The organism is Nostoc sp. KVJ3, assembly GCF_026127265.1.
Taxonomy (GTDB): Bacteria; Cyanobacteriota; Cyanobacteriia; order Cyanobacteriales; family Nostocaceae; genus Nostoc.
In genome coordinates this window covers 2,723,174-2,736,876 of record NZ_WWFG01000001.1, presented here as the reverse complement: position 1 = coordinate 2,736,876, position 13,703 = coordinate 2,723,174, and the positions used below count along the sequence as shown (strand labels likewise).

General features: G+C 42.8%; 9 protein-coding genes and 1 pseudogene. 5 read left to right on the top strand and 5 right to left on the bottom strand.

From position 1 onward, the window contains the following. The first annotated feature begins 173 nt into the window (after positions 1–173). The 5 genes from GTQ43_RS10655 (at position 174) to GTQ43_RS10635 (ending at position 6,435) form a co-directional block, all read left to right on the top strand. The gene (locus GTQ43_RS10655; protein ID WP_265272579.1) at positions 174–620 is read left to right on the top strand and encodes a tellurite resistance TerB family protein; all 447 of its coding nucleotides are present in this window, start codon (positions 174–176) and stop codon (positions 618–620) included. Between the two features lie 219 nt (positions 621–839). Further along, positions 840–2,195, top strand: a complete 1,356-nt coding sequence (locus tag GTQ43_RS10650) for a UDP-N-acetylmuramoyl-tripeptide--D-alanyl-D-alanine ligase (protein ID WP_265272578.1) — start codon at positions 840–842, stop codon at positions 2,193–2,195. A gap of 610 nt (positions 2,196–2,805) precedes the next feature. Then, entirely contained in the window at positions 2,806–3,309 is a 504-nt protein-coding gene (locus tag GTQ43_RS10645; protein WP_265272577.1) for a hypothetical protein, read from the top strand. 472 nt (positions 3,310–3,781) lie between these two features. Next, complete coding sequence (locus tag GTQ43_RS10640; protein WP_265272576.1) at positions 3,782–4,645, top strand: hypothetical protein; 864 nt, start codon at positions 3,782–3,784, stop codon at positions 4,643–4,645. A gap of 530 nt (positions 4,646–5,175) precedes the next feature. Next, complete coding sequence (locus tag GTQ43_RS10635; protein WP_265273729.1) at positions 5,176–6,435, top strand: glycoside hydrolase family 10 protein; 1,260 nt, start codon at positions 5,176–5,178, stop codon at positions 6,433–6,435. Between the two features lie 46 nt (positions 6,436–6,481). Here the strand turns inward: GTQ43_RS10635 and GTQ43_RS10630 are convergent, their stop codons facing one another. From GTQ43_RS10630 to GTQ43_RS10610, 5 genes and pseudogenes are all read right to left on the bottom strand, one after another. Beyond that, positions 6,482–7,963, bottom strand: a complete 1,482-nt coding sequence (locus GTQ43_RS10630; RefSeq protein WP_265272575.1) for a site-2 protease family protein — start codon at positions 7,961–7,963, stop codon at positions 6,482–6,484. Between the two features lie 447 nt (positions 7,964–8,410). Then, a pseudogene (gene coaBC / locus GTQ43_RS10625) lies at positions 8,411–9,615 on the bottom strand (bifunctional phosphopantothenoylcysteine decarboxylase/phosphopantothenate--cysteine ligase CoaBC). A 71-nt stretch (positions 9,616–9,686) separates the two neighbouring features. Further along, complete coding sequence (locus GTQ43_RS10620) at positions 9,687–9,899, bottom strand: DUF2555 domain-containing protein (RefSeq protein WP_012412287.1); 213 nt, start codon at positions 9,897–9,899, stop codon at positions 9,687–9,689. Between the two features lie 153 nt (positions 9,900–10,052). Continuing rightward, complete coding sequence (locus tag GTQ43_RS10615) at positions 10,053–10,673, bottom strand: alpha/beta hydrolase (protein WP_265273728.1); 621 nt, start codon at positions 10,671–10,673, stop codon at positions 10,053–10,055. Between the two features lie 378 nt (positions 10,674–11,051). Beyond that, entirely contained in the window at positions 11,052–13,673 is a 2,622-nt protein-coding gene (locus GTQ43_RS10610) for a tetratricopeptide repeat protein (protein ID WP_265272574.1), read from the bottom strand. Positions 13,674–13,703 lie beyond the last annotated feature (30 nt).

Genomic DNA, 13,703 nt, shown 5'->3' with positions numbered 1-13,703 from the left:
ATAGATGGCAATGTACTTATTGACAAAAACCATTGGGTGCAAGTGTTCGCCATAGATAAATCTTGGGAATACTAAAGCATGAAAGTCTCACGGCGTTGCAGTATTACCTGTAAATCTACCATACATACAGGTAACTGTAGCGCTATTGAGACTCTAACCAAGGAGTTAATAGAATGGGTCTATTCGACGCTGTGTTGGGCACGGAAAGCCAAACCCAAGCAACACTAAATCCAGCGGAAGCTTTTGCTGTTATTATTTTGGCGGCAACAGCGTCAGATGGTTATCTTTCTGTTGAGCAAGAGAATTGTATCATCTTTGTACTATCTCGGATGAAACTTTTTAAAGGTTATCCTCGTGAGATGATAAACAGGCTGTTTGACAAAATCTTGGGTATTCTCCAGGGCGATGGTTTTAATGCCTTGTTTGATGCAGCAAAAGATTCTCTGTCTCAAGACTTGCGAGAAGTAGCCTTTGCAGTAGCCACTGATTTAGTTCTGGCTGAAGGTATTGTAGCTGAAGAAGAAAAAAACTTCTTAAACGATCTATATCGAGCTTTGGGCGTTTCTAGTGAGATTGCAGTGCAAATCATGCAAGTAATCTTAATTAAAAACCGGGGATAGAGCGATAAAATATATGCTTAATTAAACTATATAAATAGCTTAAATATAAGCGTGCCAAAGAAGCTTAATTTATTTAGCACGCTTTTTTGATTTGATTCTAAAAAGGCGCGAATTGTTAAATTATAATTATAAATTATGAATTATGAATTATGAATTTTTAATGCAGTATTGTGTCATAATTCGATTTTATAATTTTAAACTTTAAATTGTAAATTATTTATGCGTTGTTCTGCGACTCTAACCCAACTGGTTGAAGTTCTTTTAGCCAGTCCGATGAACTTATCTGAAACTGCTTTAACCCAAGTAAGTATGGGTATACAAACAGATAGCCGTACCCTGAAGCCGGGTGAAGTATTTCTAGCTTTGCGAGGCGATAAGTTTGATGGACATGAATTTGTGGCAACTGCGATCGCAAAGGGTGCAATAACTGCAATTGTAGATTTTGAATACGAAAATCCTGGTTTTCCAGTATTACGGGTAAAAGATACCCTCAAGGCATATCAACAAATCGGCAGATGGTGGCGCGATCGCTTTAATATTCCTGTAATTGGTGTGACAGGTTCCGTTGGTAAAACTACCACCAAAGAATTGATCGCCGCAGTTTTAGCAACCAAGGGACGAGTTCACAAAACTTATGGAAATTACAACAACGAAATTGGTGTCCCGAAAACTCTCCTAGAACTTGATGCCGAAAATGACTACGCCGTGATTGAAATGGCAATGCGGGGTAGAGGACAAATTGCCGAACTGACACAAATAGCGCGTCCAACAATTGGAGTAATTACCAATGTGGGGACAGCACATATTGAATTACTGGGTTCTGAAGAAGCGATCGCAGAGGCAAAATGTGAGTTATTAGTGGAAATGTCTGCTGATAGTGTGGCAATTCTCAACCACGATAATCCCCTCTTAATGACCACAGCAGCGAAAGTTTGGCACGGAGAAGTTTTGACTTACGGCTTTTCTGGTGGGGATATCCAAGGGCAGTTAATTGATAACGAAACTCTGGAAGTTGCGGGAATCCAACTGCCTTTACCTCTACCTGGTCGTCACAATGCGACTAATTTTTTGGCAGCTTTAGCAGTAGCAAAGGTATTGGGAATCGATTGGGCAAGCCTCAAAGTAGGTGTGATGGTGGATATGCCCACAGGACGATCGCAACGATTTACCTTAGCCAATGATGTGGTAATCTTAGATGAAACTTATAATGCTGCACCAGAAGCAATGATAGCAGCTTTGCAATTATTGGCAGAGACACCCGGAAAGCGGAAGATTGCCGTATTGGGTGCAATGAAAGAATTGGGAGAGCGATCGCAGCAGTTGCACCAGCGAGTGGGCGAAACAGTGCGAAACTTGAATTTAGACGGTTTGTTGGTTTTAGTGGATGGAGAAGATGCCGAAGCGATCGCTCAAAGTGCTGAAGGTATCCCATCGGAGTGCTTTGCAACTCATGCCGAGTTAGTGGCTAGGTTAAAGACATTTGTGCAAACAGGCGATCGTTTATTATTTAAAGCCGCCCATTCCGTGGGACTAGATCGGGTAGTCAATCAGTTACGTGCAGAATTTCCCAGATGAATTTACCATTCTAATTTGGTAAATTTGCTTTCATTGGGATGCTCCCCAAGAAGACAGACTAAGATTGAGCCAACCATGCGATCGCTCCACCTTTGAATACGAATTGTTAAGTAAAAATAGCGATTATTCGACTTCTAAACTCGAATATTGAACTTCTGAACACCAGTTATTGAGCTAAAAGAGCGTAGTTTACCACCGTAGGCATCGCTTGATAGATAAGTCATAGCCAATTAACTTTTATCCCACTTCCCAATATTTGTTGCTAAACTTGTACTGAGTATTTTTTTAACTTTATATTAAAAAATAATTACTTAACCAATGGTAGATGTCAGAATCTATAAAAATATGGTGATAATTAAACTGTTAATTCTCTACCAGCTTCCTATAGCTTGTATTATCTTTTGCTTACATGATTTTAATGCTACCTTTACATTATGTCTTAAATTATAAATGTAGGATAATATAGGATATTCTCACTTAACCAGTCGATGGGTAGTATTACAGAAAAACCTCATGCAAATTACCCAATTAACACTTTTGAATAAAAATTGATAGGGTACAATAACTGAATATTGCTCAGATATTTTAAAATTCAAAGCAGGATTTTTTAATGATCAGCTTAAGTAGTTCGGAAAACGGCACAGTTAGCAGCACAGCAGCCACGAAGAGGCTGTCAAGAGCGATGATGGTTTCTGGTGGGGAGTTCTCACTGATATTAGCTTGTTGTAACTCTGTTGAAAGGCAGCAGCAAGCGCTGAATCTGTTAACAGAATTTTCATCAGCAGATATCGACGAAATCCTGCTCTCACCTGCGACTGACACATTGTATACAGCAATTACAAATGCAATAGGTGCTACTCAACCCGAAGCTTTGATGGTAAGGGGTTTAGAATCTGTATTAGAAATCAACCAACTCATCATCAGTACCAATATTATGCGAGATGAGTTTCGGAAACAGTTTCGCTTTCCCTTGGTGTTGTGGGTGAATGATGAAATTCTCCGCAAGTTAGTCTGGCTAGCGCCAGATTTTAAAGACTGGGCAGCTAGTACTATTAGATTTGATATACCTCATAATCAGTTAATTGAATCTGAACAGCAAGCCATGAGCGCTTAGATATTGCCTGGGATTATTTTCAAAATCTTGTATCCGCTAGGTTGAGCCGAGCCAAATCTCATCTGCGATTATGTAGGATTATTTTTCAAAATTACTTTTTACTTTTATTGAACTTTTGCTTACCAAGGTGAAGCAAACAGCTTTGCAGGGGTTTCTGGCAAGCTATTTTGCAAAACAAAGTTATGAATTCTCTTGTCCAAAGAACTTCTCATCATCATGAAGCCTGAGCTTCTAAGTTCTTACTTTATTGTCGTAGGACTATAGGAAATTTTGATTGAATGGGTTTTTATGCAGAATTTGTATAAGGAACAAACAATCAGTACAGCAGCGTCTGTCTTTATATCTGTTCTACAAAAGACATATTAAATTAATTTCAACTGGTAAAATGCTGAAATGATGTATTTTATTGTCTATCAGTGGCTGGATACTATTTTTGATCTCTATGACTCTTGACTAACATCACCATATTAATATGAAGTTTATACTGAAAGACTACTTTAACACCAATCAAGCGCGAATTCTCACTGCTTTGATTTTGACTGGAATTTTGTCTGTTACTAGCGATTTAACACTTATCAAAGATGCTAAAGCGGCTTCTGCGAATTTATCGCTACAAACAAGTAATGAAGTTCTAAAAGATAATATTAAACCAAACCGCTTGCCATCTTCAGTAGCTAACGCGGTACTACAAGATTTAAGCCGCAGACAGGGAATTTCAACCAGACAACTGCAAATTGTTGATTATAACCAACAGACTTGGCGCAATGGTTGCTTGGAACTGCCTCAATCTGATGAACTCTGTACCCAAGTATTAGTTCCTGGTTGGCTGATTGTGGTATCTAATGGCAAACAAAACTGGGTTTATCATACCAATCAAACAGGTTCTATAGTTAAGCTGAATCAAAAGGCTAGCGAAGGGACACTAGCCCCTGTGAAAATTCCAGCCAGCGAGTTACCGCCACCATTAGATAGAGATGTAGTATTTCGGCAAATTTCCAGTGGTGGCTTTGCTGGCAGAACTTATGAGACTGTTTTACTCAAAGATGGGCGATTAATTCGCGTGCGGATTGGTGATGCTAATGACTCGGAACGTAGTGTTCGCCGCATTTCTGTGCAACAGGTGCAACAATTTCAGAGATTTTTAGAACGTTCTAAATTTAATAAATTTTTAAATCTGAGTTACCCAGCCCCTAGCGGTGCTGCTGACTACATCACCTACACTCTTACCAGTCAAGAGGGTACGGTTCAGTACAACGATATTTCTAAAAATAACCTGCCAAAAAGCTTACATATAGTAGTCAAAGCCTGGAATCGTCTCGCAGCCAGCGCTCAATAAGTACTTGGACAGAATTAATTACACAATGTCATTGCGAATGAAGCAAAGCGTAATAAAGCAATTCGCTTGCGGTTGGGATTGCTTCGCTTCGCTCGCAATGACTCTAAATATTTTTGTCCAACTAAGTAGGTTGGCTCAAATAAACCTAACTATGTAACGAAATATAAAATTGCCTAAACTCTTGCGTTCGCGAAGCGTGTCCGAAGGACTTATGCTTCACTTCGCTATCTCTACGAGACGCTACCGCGTTAAGCGAAGCTATGCCGAAGGCTTTACGCTCCGTTCGCAATGACATAGTTATAAATTTTCACACCCACTTACTTAATAAGCCTCATTGAAAATAAATACAGCAGATTGCAACAGGCGTGAGGTACAGATGAATTTGAAGGGCACAGCACTGCTGTGCCCTTCATTTACCTGATAAAACGCTGTAATCGACTCGTTAAATGGCAATTGTTTTAACACTTACAATCGAAGAGATCGTTATTTATGCCAATTGTTCATAATTTTGATAATGTCTGTAGCAAATGATGAAAAGATTTCTCAAGTGGTGTGTTGAGTTTGCTTCTTGGTGGAATATTCGCCAAAGCAGAAAGTCTGGGTTGTTTGCCGCTATAGTTACCTTGAGTGTGGTAGCTACGGTGATGCTATCATTCCCTTTGAATGCTCAAATTAATCTGCCGACAACGCCGACATCTGAGTTAAGGGGAGTCTGGTTAACAAATATTGATAGTGATGTGTTATTTGAGCGCGATCGCCTCAAGGGATCTTTGCAACGCCTTGATGAACTCAATTTTAACACAATATATCCGGCGGTTTGGAATTGGGGATATACATTGTATCCTAGCAAAGTTGCAGCCAAAGTTATCGGGCGATCGCTTGATCCTACACCCGGATTGCAAGGGCGAGATATCCTCAAAGAAATTGTTGATGTGGGGCATCAAAAAGGGTTAACAGTCATTCCCTGGTTTGAATTTGGCTTCATGGCACCAGCCGATTCTCTGTTAGCTAAAAATCGTCCCCAATGGCTCACTAGCCGCAGGGATGGAACTCGCATTGTCAAAGATGGGAAGGATGATCGCGTTTGGCTAAATCTCTTTCGCCCAGAAGTCCAACAATTTATTCAAGATTTAATCGTTGAAATTGTGAGAAACTACAATATCGATGGTATTCAATTTGATGACCATTTTGGCTTACCATCAGAATTAGGCTACGATGCTTATACAGTGGCACTTTATAAAAAAGAACACCGTGGTAAAGCCCCCTCCAAAGACTCTCAAAATCCAGAATGGGTGAGTTGGAGAGCTAACAAAATCACCGAGTTTATGAAACGGGTATTCAAAACCATCAAAGCTACTAAAAAAGATTGCCTGGTTTCCGTTGCTCCTAATCCTCAACGTTTTTCCTACAATTTCTTTTTAGCAGACTGGCAGAAGTGGGAAAGGTTAGGAATTGTTGAAGACTTAGTTTTGCAGATATATCGGGATGATTTGAATGTTTTTACCAGCGAATTAGAATATCCAGAAGTGAAAGTGGCAAAGAGGCATATTCCGGTAAGTGTGGGCGTTTTAGCTGGATTAAAAAACAAATCTATACCAATGCAACAGATTCAGACACAAGTGCAAAAAGTCCGCGATCGCAATTTTGCCGGAGTCTCTTTCTTTTTCTATGAATCCCTCTGGAACATGAGCAAAGAAAAGCCCCAAGAGCGTCAAACTGGTTTCCAGAAAATCTTCCCCACATCAGTAGCTTACCCGAATTTGCTAACAGGTTGGAAACCGTTCAGTTAATTTTCCGGCGTTGCAAATTATGCAACGCCAATTTTACTAATAAATACTATCCTATTCCCAAACGCCCAGCCAAGCCAGGAGTTAGGGGTAGAAGTGTAGTAATCATCAAGAATAGAGCCAAAAGACCTAAAGCGGCTCTAGCATCATCGGGTTCAGTGACTTCATTTAAACTGGGGCGTTCTTGATCCCGTTGCAAGAAGAAAATCACGATCGCCCAGTACATGGCAATCATATTACCGAGAGACACTATCGCTAGCAGAATTAAAGTTGCGATCGTTGCGCGTCCTGCGGTTTTGCGTCCATAAATCGCCTGAACAATGCGCCCACCATCTAATTGTCCTGCGGGCATTAAATTCAAAGCGGTAATTATTAATCCCAGCCAACCAATCACCACTAGGGGATGAATACTTACCAGGGGCGACTGCAACGCCGAACCAAGGACAACTCGCGCCAAGCTTCCCACCAAAATTGACCCTTGGAAAAACTGATTGGGCAATTGGAATAAACTACCTGGTTGGGAAAGTAGTAAGCCTGTCACCAGCATTAGCAAAGAGACAATACCACCTGCGGCTGGCCCTGCTAAGGCAATATCAAATAATACCTTGCGGTTGGGTAACAGAGATTCAAAGCGGGTAATTGCACCAAAGGAACCAATTTGCACAGCCGGCAGAAAGAAAGGCCAACTAAGGCGGATTTGATGACGTTTAGCAAGTAACCAATGACCGATTTCGTGAGCTACTAAAATCGCAAATATCCCAGCGCCTATGGGTAAAGCTTCTTGAAAGCGCCCTGGATTGCCAAAGAGATCAAAATTCAGCAATAAGCCCGCAGCTTCTAAATTAGTAGCAATGGTTGCTATCAACAGAATACCTGCAAAAGCTTTTTGCGATCGCAACATCGGCTTGGGATCGTTGCGGCTTGGTAGAACAATTATGACCGGTCTGCCGTCTGTATTTTCCACTAAAAACAGGCGATATTGATCGCCAAGGCGTTGCTGTAAACTTGCAGTTAGACGGTTATGAGTCTCTTCTGGTTCTCCCCGCAAATTACCTTTGAAAATGGCTCCATCTTGATACGCGATGGTTTCTGTGGCAAAAAACGTATCGATACCAAAGATACCTTTAATTGCATTCAAGTCCTCTTCTGGTATCGGTGGGATTTCCGCTTTCAATTCTGCTACTGTTGCTTGTGGAGAATTTGCTTGAAGTAAAGAATCAGCGGCGAGTCTTTCTGTTGCGCGTTGCTTGAGGATGGCATCTTGCCCAGCTGCGCGTAATTGTCTGCCCAAGTAGACGTACAATCCGGCGGAAGTCACCACTAAGAACAATATACCCGCTATATTGATGTAAATCCCTAGGGCAAACAATCCAAAAAACAAGAGCCAGGGAGTCATCAACACCACCGATTGTAACCAGGCTAAGATTCCCAGCTTACCAAAAGGTCTGGCGCGATAAAAGCCCCAGCCCAAAATGCCTAAAGCTACCAGTAGGATTGCCGCCAGGATAGAAGTTTCTGATAAAGTAAACATCTCCAAACCTTTGCTATTGAGACTAAGCCAGAACAAGTCCGGTATTGCAGATACACTATTAATTTATAACGTCGCCTGTCCTCTGCCCAAATTATCCGGTTTGGCGTAGGCGTAGCCCAACCCACATATCCCACTATGTAAGTAAGTTGGTGTGAAAATTTCAATGTATGTCATTGCGAATGTAACGAAGTGGAATGAAGCATAAGTCCTTCGGACACGCTTCGCGAACACAAGGCTTTTGGGATTGCTTCACTTCGTACCCTTCTCCTTCGGAGACGCTATTCGCGAACGGGTTCTCCAACGGAGTACGCAATGACAATTGTTTAACCGAACATGATATTAGACATAGGAGTGAAAAAGAATGTAGAGACGTAGCACTGCTACGTCTCTACAAGGGTTCTGCACAACGCATATTTAATTTCTGGAGATGTCTATTAGGGAACTTGGTCAAAATAGGACAAAATCAAATAAATGATGTGCCATTTCTAATTTAGAACAAGGTGCGATCGCTAGTTCCCGTCCTTGTATATCTAAAAATATCGCTTGATTATTATCGCTCCCAAAACCGCTATCAGGTTGATCGATAGGATTGGCAACAATAACATCTAGTTTTTTACTCTGTAACTTTTCTAACGCTGGCTTGACAATATCACCACTTTGTGCAGCAAAACCAATTAATCTCTGATGCGGCTGTTTAAGTTGTGCTAATTGGGCGACTATATCCGGTACAGGTTCTAGGGGTAAAGCTTGGGGAGCGATCGCTTGGGCAGTTTTTCTGTACTATAATCTTTTGGCTTCACATCTGCCACGGCTGCTGACATGACAATGATATCAGCATTGGGTAAACATTCCAGCATGGCATCCTGCATTTGTTCGGCACTAATGACGGGAATTGCTTGCACTCCTAATGGTACATCCCAATTAGCAGGGCCATGCACTAGAGTGACTTTTGCACCTCGGTGAAGTGCGGCTTGCGCTAAAGCTAATCCCATTTTACCTGTAGAAGGATTACCAATAAATCTCACTGGGTCAACAAACTCTCGCGTTCCTCCGGCGCTAATTAACACTCGTTTACCTACTAAATCTCGTTTCCCTTGAGTGTGTAATAACGATTGGATGTAAGCCAAAATTTCTGGAGGTTCTGCTAATCTACCAGCACCGATGCGATCGCACGCCAATAAACCCGATGCTGTACTCATTCCATGATATCGGCTATCGATCAATAGCTGTTGCCAATTCCGTTGTACTGATAGCTGTTCCCACATATCCGTATTCATTGCGGGGGCTAACAGCACAGGACAAGTAGAAGCCAGCACGGTATTTGTGAGTAAATTATCAGCCATTCCGTAGGCTAACTTGGCTAATGTATTAGCTGTTAAGGGAGCGATTACCATGACATCAGCCCATTCCCCCAACTCAATATGCAACGGACGAGAGTGAGTTGGTTTCCAGAAATCGTCATCTGTGTAGGCGGGATGGCGGGATAGGGTAGCTATTGTCAGAGGTGTGATAAATTCTTGCGCTGAACGGGTGAGGATAACTCGAACCTCCACCCCAGTTTTAAACAGCCTCGAAACCAATTCACAGATTTTGTAGGCGGCGATACCGCCACCGACACCTATTAGAACCCTTTTCAACTTTGGATTAGTCATAGTAAAAAGTTAGGAGTAAGTAGTTACTAATATTAATTTCCAACTCCTAACTCCTAACTCCTAACTCTCAACTAAGCTTCATCATAGGGTTCCAAGTCTAAGAGATAGATATAGGGTTCAACTAACTCTGGACGCTGAAATGCGATCGCTCGCAATAGATGCCAATCATTTAAACCATCAAAAGCATTACTGTAATTATCCAGATCCAGACGTGTCGCCAGTTCTTCTACTTCTGCCGCAGTAATGGCAGCAATTTCTTTCCTGGAAATGCTTAGAGTTGTCATAATGTTTGCCCCTCCCTTATGCAGCACGCCTTCAGCATGGGTTAAGTTGCGCTCTTTCGCAGCCACCCTATATATATTACTCATTAGAAGGCATGGATTTCGTGAAAATTTTCAGCATTCATACCATAATTTATAAAAAATTCGTAATCCTGACTAGCCAATTATATTTACAACGAAGTTCCGTAGCACCTTTAACGTTTCTGGATTTATTTCATGCCCCATATCAAATTCGTGATATTCTACCGACACTCCCAGAGACTCTAAAGTTTTTTGTGCCTTCAAAGCGGCTTGTAGTGGCACAACTTCATCATATTTCCCGTGAGTGATTAAAGTCGGTGGAATCTTATCTTTAGCTGCCGTTAATGCATCAGGATGTAAATACCCACTCATAACAGCTAAACCTGCTAGGGGCAATTTTGAGCCGACATCTAAAGTCATTGCTCCGCCTTGAGAAAATCCACTTAAAATAGTGCGTGATAAAGGTACGCCAGTGCTATTTTCTAAAGATTCCAAAAAATCTATTAGCAGTTGCCGACTTTCTGCCAATCCCTCATACATATTTTCTACCCGTAGGTCATACCATGCCCTCCCTATAGGGGAATAGGGATAAGGATAAGGTGCATTGGGTAATACAAACTGGTAATCAGGTAAATTGAGTAAGGGTAACAAAGATGCTACATCTTCAGCATTAGCTCCCCAACCATGCAAAGTGACAATTAAACCTGCGGGGGGTTGAGAAGTTGCGGGGGGAACGGTAATAAATTGTAAAGACAGAGGTTTACTCCTAAAATTCTAATTTTGTAATAGATCCTATATGCTACACAAACTCTGGACATCCTTGCTTTTTGTTTGGTTCAACTTCCTAGAGTTTGATTATTCTGCCAATGGCGATCGGTAATTGATGAAACTTCGCTCTAGTATTAAACGACCTCTGTGAAGGTTGCCAGCTTGCAAAAAAGACTTAACAGGAAAAGTCAGCTTACGCACTCGTGACGACAAATTAAGCCTTTGCGATTACTTCGCTTCGCTCGTAATGACGTAAAATTGTAGTCTGTGCGTAAATCCTGTCTCTCAAACTCTCATTTCTCCGTGCCCTCTGCGCCTCTTTTTTTTCGTTATTGCGATTTATGAAACATTCGATTAATCTGCCAGTTAGACAGACTGCTGCCACAACTGTCGATAGATAGCTTCTATCCTTTGGGTATGGTCAACAGCATTGCACAGATGAGAGGCAGCTACTTGTTGCCGAAGATTAGCCCGTAATTGGCTCAACATGGATAAATCGGATGCTAAAGCTACCGCTTTGGTGACATACTCCCCAGGAGTGGAGGCAATCAAATCTGGTAAGCCGACAGTAGTCAGCAAGCTAACTCCCACCCGGCTGACATGGGTCTGTCCCGCGAGGGTAATAACTGGAACACCCATCCATAGGGCTTCACAGGTGGTAGTTGTACCGTTATAGGGAAAAGGGTCTAAGGCAATATCAATGTTGCCATAGAAAGCAAGGTGGTGATTGGGGTCTGGAATCACGCCAACTAATTTTACCCGTTGACTGTCAATGCCGTAGTCAGCAAATAGTGATAAATAGCGATCGCGGGTTGGTCGATCGTCGAACCAGCGGATTTTGAGGATGATTCGGGAATTGGGCACAGAGTGAAGAATTTGTGACCACAGGGCAATCACTTCTGGGGTGATTTTCGGCAAGTTATTGAAGGAACCAAAGGTAATTCGCCCCATCCTCTTAGCAGGTACATCCATCACTGGTGGGGCTGTCGGGGAGGGTTGATAACACAAAAAGCAGCGAGGTAGGCGAATGACTTTTTCGGTGTAATACTCATCGGTCAAACCGGGGGGATCGGCCCAACTATCGGTGAGGCGGTAATCCATGTTCACCAGACCCGTAGTATTAGGATAACCCAAGTAAGTAACTTGAATGGGGGCGGGCTGCCGGATAAACATCGGCAAGCGGTTGCTACCAGTGTGACCTGCCAAATCTACCAAAATGTCAATACCATCAAGTCGGACTAAATCAGCCAATTGGTCATCATCCAGGTTGTAAACATCCCGCCAGTTGGGGCACAAGCTACGGAGTCGTTCGGTAACTGCATCTGGGTTAGGGACATTGGCATAGCAAAAAATTTCTACTTGGGTAGGGTCGTGATGGCTGAGAATTGGCTCGAAAAAGTAGGTAACTGAGTGTTGGCGGAAGTCTGGCGAGACGTAACCCACGCGAAGAATTTGGGATTTTGGACTTTCCTGCGGAACGCTACGCGCAGGGCTACGTTCAACTGAACGATTTTGGACTTTGGATAATGACTTCTGATGGAAAACTTTCGCTACTTGCTGCCCCCATTGATGGTGGGCTGCGGCAACTGTGGCGGGGCTGTGGGCTGGTGAGTAATTGAGCGCATACAGCAGGTTAGAGTTACCTGGGTGGTAGTCTGGGTTAATTAGCAGCGTTTCTTGGAAACAGGCGATCGCTTCGGGAACTCTGCCTTGGTTATTGAGGGCCAGACCCTGGTTCAAGTAAGCGATCGCTAAATCAGGCTGAATCTCTATTGCCCGTAGACAACTCTCAATTCCTCCACTCAACTGTCCGCCTTGAATCAAGGCATAGCCGAGATTATTGTGGGCAATTGCTAGATTCGGGTCGAGTTGTAATGCCTGTTGTAAATGGGAGATTGCTTCCGGGAATTGACGAAGATTGTTGTAGAGGCTACCCAAGTAATAGTAAGCGATCGCTCGATCGGGGTGGTGTTTTAGGCAATCCTCTAACAGGGCGATGGCCTCGGAGTATTTTCCCTGAGTTTGCAGGGCTAATAATAGAGCTTCCCAAGTTTTTGGTTCATCGGGCTGAAGCTGCCAACATTGGCGAAGGTGGACTTCAGCGGCAGCACTGTCACCCTGTTTCTGTAGCAGTCTGCCTAGATGGAAGTGGGCGGTGCTGAAGTCGCTTTTGAGAACCAAAGCCTGTTTTAAAGCTTGTTCTGCCTCCTCTAAATTCTCCAAAGCAAGACACGCAACCGCCAGATTTAACAGGGCTTCAGCCCAGTCTGGTTTCAGTTGAAGTGCCTGTTGATAGGTTGTTATGGCTGATTCGTATTGCTCTTGGGCGGTGAGGGCATTGCCCAGATTGTAGTATGTCTGTGCCGAGTTAGGTTGCAGTTGCAGTGCTTGATGATGGTAAGCGATCGCTGCCTCTAATTCACCTAGTGCTTTGAGGACGTTGCCCAGGTTGGTGTAAGCTTGGGCAGAATCCGGCATTAGGGTAATGGCTTGCCGATAGCAGTCTGCCGCCTGGGTCAATTTTTCTTGTTCTTGGAGAACTTTTGCTAGCTTGAAGTGGGCAACACCCAAATTTGGTTTTAGCTGCACTGTCTGCTCAAAAGCTGATTCTGCCGCCTCTAGTTGCCCGATGTCGTGGAGGGCATTGCCCAGATTAAACCAAGTTTCTGCACTCTCAGGTTTTAAGGCTAACCCTTGGTGGTAGATTGCGATCGCTTCTTCAACTTGTCCTAAGTGTTTGAGGAGACTTCCCAAATTCGTCAAGGCATCAATATATTTAGGATCGATGGCTAAGATTTGTTGATAGGCAGTTAGTGCCCGATCAAACTGCTGCTGCTGGTGGTAGTTGACTGCTTTGGCAAATAACTGGTCAACTTTCGGGAATTGCTGCCTGTTGGAGAGCTTTGTTTTTTTGGAGGATTGATTTCCAAAACCCTTGTGACGAGAGGTATGGGTATTGTCGGAATTCGGGTGAGGAATATTCTCCATGAATCTTGATTTTAATTAATTGAACCATAG

Coding starts and splice junctions, on each gene's coding strand:
- GTQ43_RS10655 (WP_265272579.1), top strand. CDS start 174: ATGGGTCTATTCGACGCTGTGTTGGGCACGGAAAGCCAAACCCAAGCA.
- GTQ43_RS10650 (WP_265272578.1), top strand. CDS start 840: ATGCGTTGTTCTGCGACTCTAACCCAACTGGTTGAAGTTCTTTTAGCC.
- GTQ43_RS10645 (WP_265272577.1), top strand. CDS start 2,806: ATGATCAGCTTAAGTAGTTCGGAAAACGGCACAGTTAGCAGCACAGCA.
- GTQ43_RS10640 (WP_265272576.1), top strand. CDS start 3,782: ATGAAGTTTATACTGAAAGACTACTTTAACACCAATCAAGCGCGAATT.
- GTQ43_RS10635 (WP_265273729.1), top strand. CDS start 5,176: ATGAAAAGATTTCTCAAGTGGTGTGTTGAGTTTGCTTCTTGGTGGAAT.
- GTQ43_RS10630 (WP_265272575.1), bottom strand. CDS start 7,963: ATGTTTACTTTATCAGAAACTTCTATCCTGGCGGCAATCCTACTGGTA.
- GTQ43_RS10620 (WP_012412287.1), bottom strand. CDS start 9,899: ATGACAACTCTAAGCATTTCCAGGAAAGAAATTGCTGCCATTACTGCG.
- GTQ43_RS10610 (WP_265272574.1), bottom strand. CDS start 13,673: ATGGAGAATATTCCTCACCCGAATTCCGACAATACCCATACCTCTCGT.